Below are 15,422 nucleotides of genomic sequence, written 5' to 3' on the forward strand. Positions count from 1 at the left end.
CACGCCTGCCACTACGTGAGCGGCACTCATGCAACCACCTTCATGAGCGGCTTGCTGCCTTCACCCTGCGCCTGATGCGCGAGCGCGGCCTTGATGAACGCATTGAACAACGGATGCCCGCCCCATGGTGTCGACTTGAATTCCGGGTGGAACTGCACGCCCATGTACCAGGGATGGATCTCCTTCGGCAATTCGACGATTTCGGTCAGGTGCTCGCGCTGCGTCAGCGCCGAGATCACCAGGCCGGCGTCGCGCAGCTGGTCCAGATAGTGCACGTTGGCTTCGTAGCGATGGCGATGGCGCTCGGTGACCACGTCGCCATAGATGCTGTGGGCCAGCGTGCCCGGCGTCACGTCGGAGCTTTGCGCGCCGAGGCGCATGGTGCCGCCGAGGTCGGACTTTTCGCTGCGGGTCTTGACGGTGCCGTCGTTGTCCTTCCACTCGGTGATCAGCGCGATCACGGGGCAGGGCGTGTTGGGCTCGAACTCGGTGCTGTTGGCATTCTTGAGGCCGGCCACGTTGCGGGCGTACTCGATGGTTGCGACCTGCATGCCGAGGCAGATGCCAAGGTAGGGCACGCCGGATTCGCGTGCGAACTTCGCAGCCGAGATCTTGCCCTCGACACCGCGCTGGCCGAAGCCGCCCGGCACCAGCACCGCGTCGTACTTGCCCAGGCGCGAGACGTCCTGCGGCGTGATGGTCTCGGAGTCGATGTACTCGATCTTCACCTTTGCATGGTTCTTCATGCCGGCATGGCGCAGCGCTTCGTTGAGCGACTTGTAGCTGTCCGACAGTTCGACGTACTTGCCGACCATCGCGATGGTGACTTCGTTCTGCGGATGCTCGACCTCGTAGACCAGGTCGTCCCAGCGATTGAGCTTGGCGGGCGGTGTATTGATGCGCAGCTTGTCGCAGATCAGGCCGTCCAGGCCTTGCTCGTGCAGCATGCGCGGCACCTTGTAGATGGTGTCCACGTCCCACATCGAGATCACGCCCCATTCGGGCACGTTCGAGAACAGCGAGATCTTGCTGCGCTCGTCGTCGGGGATCGGGCGGTCGGCGCGGCAGAGGAGGGCGTCGGCCTGGATGCCGATGGCGCGCAGTTCCTTGGCGGTGTGCTGCGTCGGCTTGGTCTTGAGCTCGCCGGCGGCAGCGATCCACGGCACGTACGACAGGTGCACGAAGGCCGAATTGTTCGGGCCCATGCGCAGGCTCATCTGGCGCACGGCCTCGAGGAAAGGCAGCGATTCGATGTCGCCCACAGTACCGCCGATTTCCACGATGGCCACGTCCACCTCGTGCGAGGTGCCGATGCCGGCGCCGCGCTTGACGTATTCCTGGATCTCGTTGGTGATGTGCGGAATCACCTGCACCGTCTTGCCGAGGTAATCGCCGCGGCGCTCTTTCTCGAGCACGGTCTTGTAGATCTGGCCGGTGGTGAAGTTGTTGGCGCGCCGCATGCGCGTGTTGATGAAGCGCTCGTAGTGGCCGAGGTCGAGGTCGGTCTCGGCGCCGTCATCGGTGACGAACACCTCGCCATGCTGGAAAGGCGACATCGTGCCGGGGTCGACATTGATGTACGGATCGAGCTTGATGAGGGTGACTTGGAGGCCGCGCGATTCGAGCAGCGCGGCGAGCGAGGCGGAGGCGATTCCCTTGCCGAGGGAAGACACCACACCGCCGGTGACGAAGACAAATTTGGTCATGCCATTACCGAACGCAAAGGTCCGGGCAGTGGGAAATTGAGATTATAGATGCCGGGAATTGGCGCGCCCCGGCCTGCGCTGCGGGTCATTACACTTCCGCGCATATGCAAGATCTCGCTGGCAAACACATCGTCCTGGGCCTCACTGGCGGCATCGCCTGCTACAAGTCGGCGGAGCTATGCCGATTGCTCATCAAGTCAGGCGCAACCGTGCAGGTGGTGATGACCGAGGCGGCGGAGCAGTTCATCACGCCGGTGACGATGCAGGCGCTGTCCGGCCGTGCGGTCTACGGTTCGCAATGGGACACGCGCGAGCCCAACAACATGCCGCACATCAACCTGAGCCGCGAGGCCGATGCGATCGTGCTGGCGCCCTGCAGTGCCGATTTCATCGCGCGCCTCGTGCAGGGGCGGGCGGACGAATTGCTGAGCCTGCTGTGCCTGGCGCGCCCGCGTGACAGAGTGCCGCTGCTGCTCGCGCCGGCGATGAACCGCGAGATGTGGTCGCACCCGGCCACGCAGCGCAACCTGGCGCAGGTGCAGGCCGATGGCGCGATCGCGCTCGGCGTGGGAACCGGCGATCAGGCCTGCGGCGAGACCGGCGATGGCCGCATGCTGGAGCCCGCGCAACTGCTCGAAGACATCGTGGCCTTCTTCCAGCCCAAGGTGCTGGCCGGCCAGCGCGTGCTGGTCACGGCCGGGCCGACCTTCGAGGCGCTCGACCCGATCCGGGGCATCACCAACCATTCGTCCGGCAAGATGGGTTTCGCCATCGCACGGGCGGCGCGCGAGGCGGGCGCCGAGGTCACGCTGATCGCCGGGCCGGTCAGCCAGCAGACACCGCGGGGCGTGCGTCGCGTCGACGTGCTGTCGGCGCAAGGCATGCTCGAAAGCACGATGGGCAATGCGCAGGACGCCACGGTCTTCGTCGCCACGGCGGCGGTGGCCGACTGGCGGCCCGCCGCGCACAGCGACCAGAAGATCAAGAAGGACGGCAGCGGCCAGCCGCCGGTGCTGCACTTCGTCGAGAACCCGGACATCCTGGCCACCGTGGCCAGGAGCCCGCGCGCCCAAAGCGGCGCGTTGTTCTGCGTTGGCTTCGCGGCCGAGAGCGAGAACCTCGTTGCCCATGCCAGCGCCAAGCGCGAGCGCAAGGGCATTCCGCTGCTGGTGGGCAACATCGGCCCGCTGACTTTCGGGCAGGACCACAACAGCCTGCTGCTGGTCGACGCGAACGGCGTGCGCGAGCTGCCGCGAGCCACCAAGCTGGCGCTCGCGCGTCAGCTCGTGGCCGAAATTGCCGCGCGCCTGCCCGCACGGAAGCCGCCATGAACCCGCAATGGAACACGCCACCCAACGGTGATTTCGCGCGCCTGGTCGAGAGGCTGGCGGCGGAGGCAGCGATGCCGAAGCGGCCGCCAGGCGAGAACGAACATCTGCTCGATGAGGGCATGACGCCGTCGGGCGCACCGCACGCGGGCGTCTCGCATCGGCTGCCGGCCACCCTCCCGTCGCCGGGCGCGGTGCCGCCGGCCACAGCCGCCGAGATCAGGCTGAAGGTGGCCAAGGGCCTGGCCGTCGCCTGGCTGGTGCTGTTGTTCGCATTGATGGCGATGGGCGCGCCGCTGGCCGCGTTGACGCTGGTCTTCGTCGGCGGGCTCTGGGCGGCCCACAGCCTGCGCCACCGCTTCCTGCCGCCCGGTTTCGGCAGCTGGCGCCAATGGCTCGAACACATCGCAAGACAACAACAGGAAAGACGCAGCAAGTGAAAGTGGACCTACGAATTCTCGATGCGCGCATGGCGGATCAACTTCCCGCCTACGCAACCCCTGGCAGCGCCGGTCTGGACCTGCGCGCATGCCTCGATGCACCGGTCACGCTGGAGCCCAACGGCTGGCAGCTGATCGGCACCGGCATCTCGATCCACCTGGCCGATCCTGGCTATGCGGCGCTGATCCTGCCGCGCTCCGGCCTGGGCCACAAGCACGGCATCGTGCTGGGCAACCTGGTCGGCCTGATCGACAGTGACTACCAGGGCGAACTCAAGGTGAGCGCCTGGAACCGCAGCAACACGTCCTTTGTGCTGCAACCGATGGAGCGGCTGGCGCAGCTGGTGATCGTGCCGGTGGTGCAGGCGCAATTCAACGTGGTAGACGAGTTCCAGCGCTCCGAGCGCGGGGAGGGCGGCTACGGCTCGACCGGCAAGCACTGAGCGCTTGAAGAGCAGTTGGCCGCGCTGGGCCTTCGGGCAAGCAGCATGATCATTCGGCCGTGGCTTGTTCCAGTTTTGAGATTTGCATCTGGCGCGTAAAGCGCGGAACCGTTGAGGAACCGTTGAATAAGCGACGTGCTCCTACACAGGCCGGTCATCTGGACGCGCAGCCGCGCGTTGGATGCATGTGTATTTCAGTGACAGTCGAGATTCAGCCCCATGGAACAGTCCATCATGAAAAAGCTTCCACGTATCGTTTCCGTCGCCGCATCGGTCCTGGCAGTCGCCACGCTGACGGCCTGCGTTGCGCCCGCGCCTTACACCACCAGCCGCTATCCGTACCAGCCGCAGGCGGCCTATCCGGCGCAGCCCGCGCCCTATACCGAGTACGGCCGCATCGCCAACATCGAAGTCTTGCGCACCGAGCGCCCGGGCACCGGCACGGGGGGCGCCGGCGCCGTGGCGGGCGGTGTGATCGGTGGCGTGGTGGGCAACCAGTTCGGCAGCGGCAACGGCCGCGCCGCGGCAACGGCCCTGGGTGTCATCGGTGGAGCGCTGCTCGGCAACAGTGTCGAGGCGCAGAACAACGGTCCGCGTGTGTACGAAAGCTATCGCGTGTCGATCCAGACCGAGAACGGTGCCTATCGCGCCTTCGATGTGCCGAACCCCGGCGACCTTCGCATCGGCGACCGCGTCCGCATCGACAACGGGCAGATCTCGCGGTTTTGAGACCCCAGGGCCGGGCCCGGCCCGGCCCGTCCCCCGCGGGGGATCAAGTCGAGATGGCAAAGCCACGTCGACTTGAGAGTCAGTGCAGCAGGTCGTTCCCCGGCGCCATCGATGGCACCTTGAAGAAACCTGTGCCAGCGGTGCCGCGGCCGATCTCTTCTTCAGTGGCTTCGCGCACGGAGCGAACCGTGATGTCGAGGCGGATCGCGATGCCCGCGAGCGGGTGGTTGCCGTCCAGCACCAGATGCTCGGGATAGACCTCGCTCACCGTGTAGAGCACGTCGCGCGGCATGTCGGGGTTCACGCCGGGGGGTAGCGCGGCGCCGTCGAAGGTCATGCCTTCCTCGGTGCCTTCGGGGAACAGCGCGCGCGGTTCCAGGAACAGAAGCTGGTCGTTGAAGTCGCCGAAGCCCTGTTCGGGTTCGAGTTGCAGTTGCACTTTCGCGCCGGGTTCATGCCCCTGCAGCGCGGCCTCGATCGCGGCGAAAAGGTCGTCGCCGCCCACCAGGAATTCCACCGGTTCGTCGAGTACGTCCAGCACTTCGCCGAGCGTGTCTTTCAGCGTCCAGGTCAGGCCGACCACGCATTGTTCAGAGATTTCCATCGCGATAATTCTCCCATGGAGATCAACAAACCCCTCGCCCTGCTGGGCGGACTGAGCGCCGCGCAGTTCATGCGACGGCATTGGCAGAAGAAGCCGCTGCTGGTGCGGCAAGCCGTGCCGGGCATGACCCCCCCAATCTCCCGTGCCGGCCTGTTCCAACTGGCCGCGCGGGACGATGTCGAATCGCGCCTGATCCGCCATGCGGACAAGGGCTGGACCTTGCGCCATGGACCGTTCCCGCGCCGAGCCCTTCCGGCGGCGAAGCAGGCTGCCTGGACGCTGCTGGTGCAGGGCGTCGACACGCACGACGACGGCGTTCACGCGCTGCTGCGGCAGTTCAGCTTCCTCCCCGATGCGCGGGTAGATGACCTGATGATCAGCTACGCCAGCGACCAGGGCGGCGTGGGGCCGCATTTTGACAGCTACGACGTGTTCCTGCTGCAGGCCACGGGCCAGCGCCGATGGTCGATCGGCCGCCAGCGCGACCTGAGCTTGCAGAAGAACGTGCCGCTCAAGATCCTCGAGCGCTTCGAGCCGGAGCAGACCTTCGTGCTCGAGCCCGGCGACATGCTGTACCTGCCCCCGCGCTATGCGCACGATGGCGTGGCGGTGGGCGGCGACTGCATGACCTGTTCGATCGGCCTGCGCACGCCGGCCGCCGACGAACTGGCCGCGGACCTGCTGGTGCGCATTGCCGAGGCACAGGCGGACGCGCTCGAAGACCCGGATCGCAGGGCGCCGCCGCGCTACCGCGACCCGCAGCAACCCGCGGTCGAGCAGCCCGCCCAGATGCCGTGCGCGTTGCAGGCCTTCGCACGCGACGCGGTGCTGGCTGGCCTGCAGCGCGATCCGCATGCGATCGAGCGCGCGTTGGGCGAGTCGATGACCGAACCAAAGGCCAAGGTCTGGTTCGAGGCCCGCGATGCGGATGACGTGACACGCGGCGTCGCGCTCGACCGCCGCAGCAGGATGCTCTACGACGCACGCCATCTCTACATCAACGGCGAGAGCTTTCGGGCCGCGGGCCGCGATGCGACCTTGATGCGTCGCCTGGCCGATCGGCGTGCGCTCGAACCTGCCGACCTGGCGCGGGCGAGCGAGGATGCCCTGGCCTTGCTGGACGACTGGCGCGAAGCCGGATGGCTGCATGCCGCCACCTGAACACCACGCGGGCGCCATGTTGCCCGACGGTCCATTCGAGGGCCGGGAGGCCTTCCGCTCGCACCTCAGGATGGCAATGTCGGAGGCTGCGCGGCAGAACTGGCGCGAGATTGTCTTCAGCGACATCGATTTCGAGGACTGGCCGCTGGGCGAGCGCGCCAGTATCGAGTCGCTGCAGGCCTGGGCCGCCGCGGGCCGCAGCCTGGTCTTGCTGGCCGAGCACTTCAAAGTCTTCGAACGCGAGCATGCGCGCTTCGTTCGCTGGCGTCAGACCTGGAGCCACATCATCGATTGCCGGGCCTGCAGGGGCCCGGGGCTGCCGACGGTGCCCAGCGCGATCTGGACGCCGTCCTGGTGTCTGCAGCGCATCGACATCGACCATGCGCGGGGGATGTGTTCGGTGCAGCCGGAGCGGCGGCGCGCATTGCGCGAATCCATCGACGAATGCCTGCGCCAAGGGCGCCCGGCCTTCCCGGCCTTCACGCTGGGCCTTTGACCGAAAGGAGTGCTTTGGTTTTCAAAAGACCAGGAGCCTTGTCAGCCAACGCCGCGAATTGCCGGACGCCGCAGCATCCGGTCAGGATGGAGGACTAGAATTTTTTGTTCCATCCCATCCAAAGGAGACTTCATGAAAAAGACCGTCTTGCTCGCCTCGTTGGCCGCCGTGACAGCACTGAGTGCGTGCAGCAAGAAGGAGGAAGCACCGGCCGTCGTGACGCCGCCACCTGTGGTCGTGACGCCTCCCGCGCCCCCGCCTGCGCCTGCCGCGGAAGCGCCGGCTCCAGCGCCCGCCGCGCCTGCTGCCGATGCACCGGCCGCCGCCCCTCCTGCCCCGGCCGCGGACGCGCCCGCTGCGGCACCTGCAGCCGCCGATGATCCGAACAAGCCCAAGGACGCGCCGAAGTAAGCGCGACTGCCTTCATGGAAAAGCCACCCGCGAGGGTGGCTTTTTTTGTGTGCACGGTGCGAGAGCCGGCGACCTACACGTCGAGCCAGGGCGAGCCTGAAGCCGCATCGGCGGTGAGCATGTCTTGCTCCGACGTGCCTAGGGCCTGGGCGAGCACCTGCCGCACGATGGCGGGCCGGTTGTTCTGCTCGCTCAGATGCGCCGCCACCACATGTCGCAAGCCGCCATGCAGGACGGCTCGCGCAATGTCCGCGGCCGCGGTGTTCGACAAGTGACCATAGTTGCCGCCCACCCGATGCTTCAGGAAGGCGGGGTAGCTCGACTGGGCGAGCAAGTCGCTGTCATGGTTGCATTCGAGCAGCAGTGCGTCGAGGCCGGCCAGTTGCGCCAGCACGTAGGGCGTGGCGTGGCCGAGGTCGGTCAGCACGCCGAGGCGGCGGGCGCCGTCGGTGCAGACCAGTTGCAGCGGCTCCCGCGCATCGTGCGGCACGGTGAAGGGATGCAGCGAGAGCTCGCCGATCGCGATGTCGGCGCCGTCGCGGGCCAGGTGCAACATGCCTTCGAAGTCGCGGCCGCCGGTGGCGAGCCAGGTGCCCTCGCTCATCCACACCGGGATTCGATGGCGGCGCGCCAGCATGTGCGCGCAGCCGATGTGGTCGCCGTGCTCGTGCGTGACGAAGACGGCATCCAGCTGGGCAATGGCCAGTCCGGCCGTGGCCAGGCGCTTCTCCAGTTGCTTGAGCCCGAAGCCGCAGTCCACCAGCAGCCGGGTCGTGCGGCCCGCGCTGGCCGCTTCCACCAAGGTGGCGTTGCCGGTGCTGCCGCTACCGAGGCTTCTGAAACGGAGCATCGGTAGCGCTCGCCGTCGGCTTCACTTCACTTCAGGTCGTCGGCGATGACCTTCACGATGCGCTCTGCATTCGCCGAGGTCTCGGGCGCGCCCTTGTCGTTGAGCACGGCCACGGTGGTGGCTTCGCCCTGGCTCTTGACCTGGATGCGGTACTTGATCGGCGGGTCGGACTTGCCGGCCTGGCCCAGCGTGAGCATCCGGGCGATGAAGCCCGGGTCCTTGTTGGCATTGGGCGGAACGTAGCGCACGAAGTACGTGCCGGCGGCGCGGTCACGGTCTTCCACGGTGAAGCCGGTGCGGTCGAGCGCCAGGCCGACACGGCGCCATGCGCGTTCGAAGCCTTCGTTGATCTGCACCACGGGCTGGCCGTCGATGGTGCTGACCTTGGAGGTCTGCGCCACCGGGCCTGCCGCCACCAGGGCCTTCGATTGTTCCTGCGACACGCCGAGCTTGACCATCAGGCGGCGCAGGAATTCAGCTTCGAGGTCCGGGTCGGGCTTGCGCGGCTGCCAGATCGTCTGGTCCTTGCGGGCGGTGCTGTAGACCTCTTCCATGCCCCGATGGGTGATGTAGATCTCGGTGCCGTTGGGCGTGCGCTCCATGCGCGTGCGGAAGCGGTCGAGCTCGCCGGTGGAGTACACCGAGTCCATCAGCTTGCCGACGGTGCCGCGGATGATGTCCTGCGGCAGCTTGCCCCGGTTCTCGGCCCAGTCTGTTTCCATGATGCCGAGGTTGCGCTGGTCGGTGGTCAGCAGGAAGCCGCTTTCCTGCCAGAAGTCGCGAACCGGTTCCCACAACTGGTCGGCTGGCCGATTCACCACGATCCAGCGTTCGTTGCCTGCGCGCTCCATCCGCACGTCGCCGATGCTCGACACGGCGGTCGGCAGGGTCGGTGCGTTGGCGATGCCGGCTTGGTACGAATTCGCCGAGACCGGCGCGCCGGGAAGGGCGTAGCGGTTGTCGCGCGAGAGCTGGGTCAGGTCGGGCGGGACTTCGAGGGTCGGGGCCTTGCCGGCGCTCTTGTAGTCGATCTTGTCGGAGTCTAGAGCCGAGCAGGCCGCAAGGCTCGTGACGAGTCCGAGCAATGCAAGTCGCGAAATGTGGTTCAACGTCGTCTTCCTTCTGGAATATCGCAATTCAATGGACGCATGCGGCGCCGCAGGTTGTGAGTGGCTAGTCGGCAAAAAGGTTGCATGCGCGATTGCGCAATCGAGGCAGGCGTCAGTGAAGCAGGCCCGTGGCTTTCAGGGCGTCCAGCACGGCGGGCTGGGATGCCTTGCTGAGTTCGGTCAATGGCAGGCGCAACGCGTCTGTGCAAAGGCCCATGCGCGCCATGGCCCACTTGACGGGAATCGGGTTGGGCTCGATGAAGAGGTTGCGGTGCAGCGGCATCAGTTCGAACTGGATGCGCATTGCGGTGGCGACGTCGCCGGCCAGCGCGGCCACGCACAACTCGTGCATCTTGCGGGGCGCCACGTTGGCGGTGACGCTGATATTGCCCTGGCCGCCGCACAGCATGAGGGCGACGGCGGTCGGGTCGTCGCCCGAGTAGACGGCGAAGTTCTTCGGCACCTCGCGGATGAGCCATTGGGCCCGCTCGATGTTGCCGGTGGCTTCCTTGATGCCGATGATGCCGGGCACCTGCGCCAGGCGAAGCACCGTGTCGTGCGCCATATCGGCGACGCTGCGGCCGGGCACGTTGTAGAGCACGGTGGGCAGGTCGCCGACGGCTTCGGCGATGGCCTTGAAGTGCTGGTACTGGCCTTCCTGCGTCGGCTTGTTGTAGTAGGGAACGACCTGGAGTTGCGAATCCGCGCCCACACCCTTCGCGAACCTGGCAAGCTCGATCGCTTCCTTCGTGGAATTGGCGCCACAACCGGCCATCACGGGCACTCGGCCCTTGGCTTGCTCGACGGAAACGCGGATGATTTCGCAGTGCTCTTCGACGTCGACCGTCGGCGATTCGCCGGTGGTGCCAACGACGCCGAGGCAGTCCGTGCCTTCGGCAATGTGCCAGTCGATCAAGCGGCGCAATGCGGGATAGTCGACGCTGCCGTCGTCGTGCATCGGCGTGACGAGCGCGACGATGCTGCCAGTCAGTGGATCCAAGGGGGGTTCTCTTTGTTCGGGCCGAAAACCTGCCATTCTACTGATGTGATGCCGCAGCCCCGAAGCTCACGCCGGTTCCGCGGGTGCCCATGACGGCGCTTCCTGTTGCTTGCCGCCGTTTCGTGCCCTAGAGGCGCGGCGTGATGGTCAATTGCCGGGGCGGCGCTTCGAGCGGGTAGCGCGCCGACGCGCCCGCCGGGCGCACGGCCGCGATGCGCTGGACGAATCGGGCGGGATCGTCGAGAAAGCCGTCTTCGTAGGCGACCACGCGCAGTCCGGCGCTGGCGGCCAGCAATTCGCCGGGTCGCAGCAGGAAATCCGGACGCGAGGGCTTGCCGACGCTTTCGTTACCGGCTGCAAAAGTTTCGTAAAGGAGTACGCCTGAGGGTGCCACCGCCGCCACGATGCGGGGCAGGAGGGGGCGCCAGAGGTAATGGGTGACGACGACGGCATCGAACTGCTCGCCAGCGAACGGCCAGGGCCCCGATTCGATGTCGGCCTGCAGCACGCGGCCGAAGTGCGATGCGGCGGCGACTGCCTCGGGCGAGCGGTCCACGCCGGTGACGACATGGTCACGCCCGGCAAACCATCGCATGTGCCGCCCGGCGCCGCAGGCGATGTCGAGCACGCTGCCGCCCTCGGGCAGCAGGTGCGACCAGCGCATCACCCACGGGGAGGGTGCGCCGAACCCGTGCAGCGCACTCAAAAGCAGGCCCAGAGTTGGTCGATGAGCGTCACCATGAAGCCGGGACGGGTGTAGAGCGCGAACACCAGCGCCAGCACCACGCAGATGCCCAGCCAGGCGGCGGCGCGACGGATTCGGTGGCGGTTCTGGCTGGCCATGGGCTTCAGGCCGGCTGCGGCGTGACGCGCACGACGGCGCTTTCCTTCACCGGCAGATTGATCAACGCGGCAAACACGCCGAGCGCGATGGAGATGTACCAGACGATGTCGTAGCTGCCGGTGCGGTCGTACAGGGCGCCGCCCAGCCACACGCCGAGGAAGGAGCCGACCTGATGGCCCAGGAAGATGAAGCCGCTCAACATCGACAGGTGCGCCACGCCGAAGATCTGCGCGACCAGCGCATTGGTCGCAGGCACGGTCGAGAGCCACAGGAAGCCGATGGCGCCCGAGAAGACATAGACCGACAGCGGCGAGATCGGCACGAGCAGAAACAAGGCGATGGCGATGGCGCGGCCGAAGTAGATGGCCGCGAGGATCTTGCGCTTGGCGTACTTCTGCCCGAGCGAACCGGCGGTGTAGGTGCCGAACACGTTGAACAGGCCGATCAGCGCCAGTGCATAGCTGGCTACTTCGGGCGAGAGCCCCTTGTCGCGCAGGTAGCTCGGCATGTGCACGCCGATGAACACCACCTGGAAGCCGCAGACGAAATAGCCCGCCATCAGCAAGCTGAAGCTGGGTGTGCGGAAGGCTTCGGCCAGGGCCTGCCCGATGGTCTGCTCACGCCTGGCGCCACTCGTGGTGGAAGCCGGCTCGCGCAGGCCGAAGGCGAGCGGCGCCACCAGCAGTACCACGGCCGCCAGCGCGAGCAGGGCGGTCTGCCAACCCATGGTTGCAATGAGTTGGCCTTCGATCGGCACCATGAGGAATTGCCCGAAGGAGCCGGCCGCGGCGGCCACGCCCATCGCCCAGGAGCGGCGCTCCGCCGGGATCTGGCGGCCGATCACGCCGTAGACCACCGCATAGGTGGTGCCGGCCTGCGCGGCGCCGATCAGCACGCCGGCGGTCAATGCGAACAAGGTGGGCGTCGGCGAGAGCGCCATGCCGACCAGGCCCAGCGCATAGCAGGCGGCGCCGATCAGCAGCACGCGGAACGCGCCCAGCTTGTCGGCCAGCATGCCCGCGAATACCCCCATCACGCCCCACGACAGGTTCTGGATGGCGATGGCGAAGGAGAATGTCTGGCGCGACCAGTCCTGTGCCTGCGTGATCGGTTGCAGCCACAGGCCGAAGCCATGGCGGATGCCCATCGAGAGCGTGACGATCATCGCGCCGCAAAGGAGCACCTGCTTCAGGCTGAGGGGCTGGGTGGAGGAGGGGCGCATCCCGGCCAATGTACCCAAAAGCCATGGGCCGTTCCGGCGCTGGTCCATGGGCGATTGTTGAAATATCTTCGAGCCATTGATGCGCCCGGCGCATCGCGTTGCGGCGCAACCGATACCGAGTGGCTCTCCGACATGAAAGTTGCCTGTATGGGCATCCAGTTTTTATCAGGCTGGCTCACTACAATCCGCCCCCATGGCAACCCCCAGCAAGACAATTCCCCCGGCGTATTCCGAAGGCTCGATCCGTGTTCTCAAGGGACTCGAGCCGGTCAAGCAGCGGCCGGGCATGTACACCCGCACCGACAACCCGCTGCACATCATCCAGGAAGTGATCGACAACGCGGCCGACGAGGCGCTCGCGGGCTATGGCAAGAAGATCAAGGTGACGATGCATACCGATGGTTCGGTCGGCATCGAGGACGATGGCCGGGGCATTCCGTTCGGGCTGCACCCGGAAGAGAAGGCCCCGGTGGTCGAGTTGGTGTACACGCGCCTGCACGCCGGTGGCAAGTTCGACAAGGGTTCGGGGGGCGCCTACAGCTTCTCGGGTGGTCTGCATGGCGTGGGCGTCTCGGTGACCAACGCGCTGTCGAAGCGGCTCGAGGTCACGACGTACCGCGAGGGTTCGGTGGCCCAACTGGCCTTTTCGGCCGGCGACGTGATCGAGCCCTTGCAGATCCGTCCGCAGGAAAGCGGTAGCAGCAATCCCGACGGCGGGCGCGACCGCAAGCAGGGCACGACGGTGCGGGCCTGGCCCGATCCGAAGTATTTCGAGACGGCCACGCTACCGGTGAACGAACTCACGCACCTCCTGCGCAGCAAGGCGGTGCTGATGCCCGGCGTGACCGTCACGCTCGTGATCGAGAAGACCAGGGAGACGCAGCAATGGCTCTACAAGGGCGGCTTGCGCGACTACCTGATGCAGACGCTCAACGGCGAGCCGGTGATCCCGCTGTTCGAAGGTGCTGGCCATGCCGACAAGAATGCCGACAACTTTGCCGAAGGCGAGGGCGCCGACTGGTGCGTGGCCTTCACCGAGGACGGCCAACCGGTGCGCGAGAGCTACGTCAACCTGATTCCGACCAGTGCCGGCGGCACGCATGAGAGCGGGCTGCGCGACGGTTTGTTCAATGCGGTCAAGGGCTTTGTCGAACTGCATTCGCTGCTGCCCAAGGGCGTGAAGCTGTTGCCGGAGGACGTGTTCGCGCGTGCCTCCTACGTGCTGAGCGCCAAGGTGCTGGATCCGCAGTTCCAGGGCCAGATCAAGGAGCGGCTGAACTCGCGCGACGCGGTGCGGCTGGTGTCGAGCTTCGTGCGTCCCGCGCTGGAGTTGTGGCTGAACCAGCACGTCGACTACGGCAAGAAGCTCGCCGAACTGGCCATCAAGGCCGCGCAATCGCGGCAGAAGGCCGGCCAGAAGGTCGAGAAGCGCAAGGGCTCCGGCGTGGCGGTGCTGCCCGGCAAGCTGACCGATTGCGAGAGCAAGGACACGGCGCACAACGAGGTGTTCCTCGTCGAGGGCGACTCGGCCGGCGGCAGCGCCAAGATGGGCCGCGACAAGGAGTCGCAAGCCATCCTGCCGTTGCGGGGCAAGGTGCTGAACACCTGGGAGGTCGAGCGCGACCGGCTCTTTGCCAACAATGAGATCCATGACATCTCGGTGGCCATCGGCATCGACCCCCACGGGCCGACCGACACGCCCGACATGAGCGGCCTGCGCTACGGCAAGATCTGCATCCTGAGCGATGCCGACGTGGACGGCTCCCACATCCAGGTGCTCTTGCTGACGCTGTTCTTCCGCCACTTTCCGAAGCTCATCGATGCCGGCAACGTGTACGTGGCGAAGCCGCCGCTGTTTCGCATCGACGCGCCGGCGCGCGGCAAGAAGCCCGCGTCGAAGGTCTATGCGCTGGACGAGGGCGAACTCACGGCCACGCTGGACAAGCTGCGCAAGGACGGCGTGAAGGAAGGCGCATGGAGCATCAGCCGCTTCAAGGGCCTGGGCGAGATGAGCGCGGAGCAGCTGTGGGAAACCACGCTGAACCCCGACACGCGCCGGCTGCTGCAGGTGCAGCTCGGCCGCCTCGATTTCACGCAGACGCAGGGAGAAATCACCAAGCTCATGGGCAAGGGCGAGGCCGCCGCGCGGCGCGACCTGATGGAGTTGCGTGGCGATGACGTGGAGATCGATGTCTAGACTGCTGATCGCCTTCGTGCTGTCAATTTGCTTGCAGCACGGCGCGCTCGCGGCCGACATCTATGGCTACATCGACGAGAAGGGCATGGCGCATTTCGCTTCGGAGAACCTCGATGCGCGCTACTTGTTGTTCTTCAAGGGCGGACAAAGCTTCGACACAGCCGATGGCATCGGTGCACCGGGGCGGCGCGGCAGCGGCAAGGCGCCGGCGGTGTCGCAAGCGCTGGTCGCGATGTTCGAGAAATCGCCCAACTACCGGGTCGCCAAGACGGCGTTGCAGGACGCGTCGAAGCGCCACGCGATCGACTACGAGCTGCTGCAGGCCCTGGTCGCGACTGAATCCGGCTTCGATGCGCAGGCGCTGTCGCCCAAGGGCGCGCTGGGATTGATGCAGGTGATGCCCGCCACCGCGGAACGCTACGGCGTGCAGGGCGACAAGCGCCGCTCCATCGAGGAAAAGCTCTATGACCCGCGCATCAATATCGCGACCGGCTCGCGCTACCTGCGCGACCTCATCGCGATGTTCCCGGGCCAGATCGAACTCGCGCTTGCCGCGTACAACGCCGGCGAAGGCGCTGTGCAGCGCGCCGGCAACAAGATCCCGAACTACCGCGAAACCCAGGACTACGTGCAGACCGTGCTGCAGCTCTACGCCTACCTGAAGCCCGGCGCCCGCGCGGGCATGGGCCGCGGCGGCAAGGCGCCGGGGCGCATCCGCATGGAGATGGTGGTGCCGCAGGGCGGGGCCATCGGCCGTGGAAACATGCCGCCGGAGCCGGGCAGCCGGACGCTCCCGGCGCTGCCGGATGCGCCTGCCGGGCCGGCCGCTGCGCCGCTCATTGCGCCCGCTTCCTGACCTGCCCGATCTACTTTAATTTTTTT

At 66.5% G+C, this 15,422-nt stretch carries 17 protein-coding genes; 9 read left to right on the forward strand and 8 right to left on the reverse strand.

Annotated features, from left to right (window positions below):
• Window positions 1-26: 26 nt before the first annotated feature.
• Window positions 27-1,706, reverse strand: a complete 1,680-nt coding sequence (locus HCU76_RS10145; RefSeq protein WP_213953465.1) for a CTP synthase — start codon at window positions 1,704-1,706, stop codon at window positions 27-29.
• A gap of 104 nt (window positions 1,707-1,810) precedes the next feature.
• On the opposite strand from HCU76_RS10145, the gene coaBC reads away from it, so the two are divergent.
• The 4 genes from coaBC (at window position 1,811) to HCU76_RS10165 (ending at window position 4,646) form a co-directional block, all read left to right on the forward strand.
• Window positions 1,811-3,037: a bifunctional phosphopantothenoylcysteine decarboxylase/phosphopantothenate--cysteine ligase CoaBC gene (coaBC, locus tag HCU76_RS10150; RefSeq protein ID WP_218509148.1), complete on the forward strand. Its 1,227-nt coding sequence runs from the start codon at window positions 1,811-1,813 to the stop codon at window positions 3,035-3,037.
• Entirely contained in the window at window positions 3,034-3,474 is a 441-nt protein-coding gene (locus HCU76_RS10155) for a hypothetical protein (protein ID WP_218509149.1), read from the forward strand. The genes coaBC and HCU76_RS10155 overlap by 4 nt, the downstream gene beginning before the upstream one ends.
• On the forward strand, window positions 3,471-3,917 hold the full coding sequence (gene dut / locus HCU76_RS10160; RefSeq protein ID WP_213953468.1) for a dUTP diphosphatase: 447 nt from the start codon (window positions 3,471-3,473) through the stop codon (window positions 3,915-3,917). Before HCU76_RS10155 ends, dut begins: the two co-directional genes overlap by 4 nt.
• A 234-nt stretch (window positions 3,918-4,151) precedes the next feature.
• A complete protein-coding gene (locus HCU76_RS10165; protein ID WP_218509150.1) occupies window positions 4,152-4,646 on the forward strand; it encodes a glycine zipper 2TM domain-containing protein in 495 nt (164 codons plus the stop codon).
• Between the two features lie 79 nt (window positions 4,647-4,725).
• Here HCU76_RS10165 and HCU76_RS10170 read toward each other — a convergent pair whose 3' ends face one another.
• Window positions 4,726-5,250 (reverse strand): peptidylprolyl isomerase, encoded by a 525-nt coding sequence (locus tag HCU76_RS10170; RefSeq protein ID WP_218509151.1) that lies wholly within the window; start codon window positions 5,248-5,250, stop codon window positions 4,726-4,728.
• A 15-nt stretch (window positions 5,251-5,265) separates the two neighbouring features.
• Here HCU76_RS10170 and HCU76_RS10175 point away from each other — a divergent pair, with 15 nt between their 5' ends.
• From HCU76_RS10175 to HCU76_RS10185, 3 genes are all read left to right on the forward strand, one after another.
• The gene (locus HCU76_RS10175; protein WP_218509152.1) at window positions 5,266-6,411 is read left to right on the forward strand and encodes a JmjC domain-containing protein; all 1,146 of its coding nucleotides are present in this window, start codon (window positions 5,266-5,268) and stop codon (window positions 6,409-6,411) included.
• A complete protein-coding gene (locus HCU76_RS10180) occupies window positions 6,398-6,907 on the forward strand; it encodes a hypothetical protein (RefSeq protein ID WP_213953472.1) in 510 nt (169 codons plus the stop codon). Before HCU76_RS10175 ends, HCU76_RS10180 begins: the two co-directional genes overlap by 14 nt.
• A 132-nt stretch (window positions 6,908-7,039) precedes the next feature.
• Complete coding sequence (locus tag HCU76_RS10185; RefSeq protein WP_213953473.1) at window positions 7,040-7,318, forward strand: hypothetical protein; 279 nt, start codon at window positions 7,040-7,042, stop codon at window positions 7,316-7,318.
• 73 nt (window positions 7,319-7,391) lie between these two features.
• On the opposite strand, the gene HCU76_RS10190 is transcribed toward HCU76_RS10185, so the two are convergent.
• The 6 genes from HCU76_RS10190 to HCU76_RS10215 form a co-directional block, all read right to left on the reverse strand.
• A complete protein-coding gene (locus HCU76_RS10190) occupies window positions 7,392-8,168 on the reverse strand; it encodes an MBL fold metallo-hydrolase (protein ID WP_213953474.1) in 777 nt (258 codons plus the stop codon).
• Between the two features lie 26 nt (window positions 8,169-8,194).
• Window positions 8,195-9,277, reverse strand: a complete 1,083-nt coding sequence (gene bamC / locus HCU76_RS10195) for an outer membrane protein assembly factor BamC (protein WP_213953475.1) — start codon at window positions 9,275-9,277, stop codon at window positions 8,195-8,197.
• 112 nt (window positions 9,278-9,389) lie between these two features.
• Window positions 9,390-10,313, reverse strand: a complete 924-nt coding sequence (gene dapA / locus HCU76_RS10200; protein ID WP_213953476.1) for a 4-hydroxy-tetrahydrodipicolinate synthase — start codon at window positions 10,311-10,313, stop codon at window positions 9,390-9,392.
• A gap of 91 nt (window positions 10,314-10,404) precedes the next feature.
• On the reverse strand, window positions 10,405-10,974 hold the full coding sequence (locus tag HCU76_RS10205) for a class I SAM-dependent methyltransferase (RefSeq protein WP_371319797.1): 570 nt from the start codon (window positions 10,972-10,974) through the stop codon (window positions 10,405-10,407).
• A 5-nt stretch (window positions 10,975-10,979) separates the two neighbouring features.
• A complete protein-coding gene (locus HCU76_RS10210) occupies window positions 10,980-11,120 on the reverse strand; it encodes a hypothetical protein (RefSeq protein ID WP_213953477.1) in 141 nt (46 codons plus the stop codon).
• A gap of 5 nt (window positions 11,121-11,125) precedes the next feature.
• Window positions 11,126-12,343: an MFS transporter gene (locus HCU76_RS10215; RefSeq protein WP_213953478.1), complete on the reverse strand. Its 1,218-nt coding sequence runs from the start codon at window positions 12,341-12,343 to the stop codon at window positions 11,126-11,128.
• Window positions 12,344-12,536: 193 nt separating this feature from the next.
• On the opposite strand from HCU76_RS10215, the gene HCU76_RS10220 reads away from it, so the two are divergent.
• Window positions 12,537-14,540 carry a DNA topoisomerase IV subunit B gene (locus HCU76_RS10220; RefSeq protein ID WP_213953479.1) on the forward strand — a complete coding sequence of 668 codons (2,004 nt, stop codon included), beginning with the start codon at window positions 12,537-12,539 and terminating at the stop codon, window positions 14,538-14,540.
• The gene (locus HCU76_RS10225) at window positions 14,533-15,396 is read left to right on the forward strand and encodes a lytic transglycosylase domain-containing protein (RefSeq protein WP_218509153.1); all 864 of its coding nucleotides are present in this window, start codon (window positions 14,533-14,535) and stop codon (window positions 15,394-15,396) included. The genes HCU76_RS10220 and HCU76_RS10225 overlap by 8 nt, the downstream gene beginning before the upstream one ends.
• Window positions 15,397-15,422: the final 26 nt, after the last annotated feature.

This window comes from Variovorax sp. dw_308 (genome assembly GCF_019207085.1).
Taxonomy (GTDB): Bacteria; Pseudomonadota; Gammaproteobacteria; order Burkholderiales; family Burkholderiaceae_C; genus Variovorax.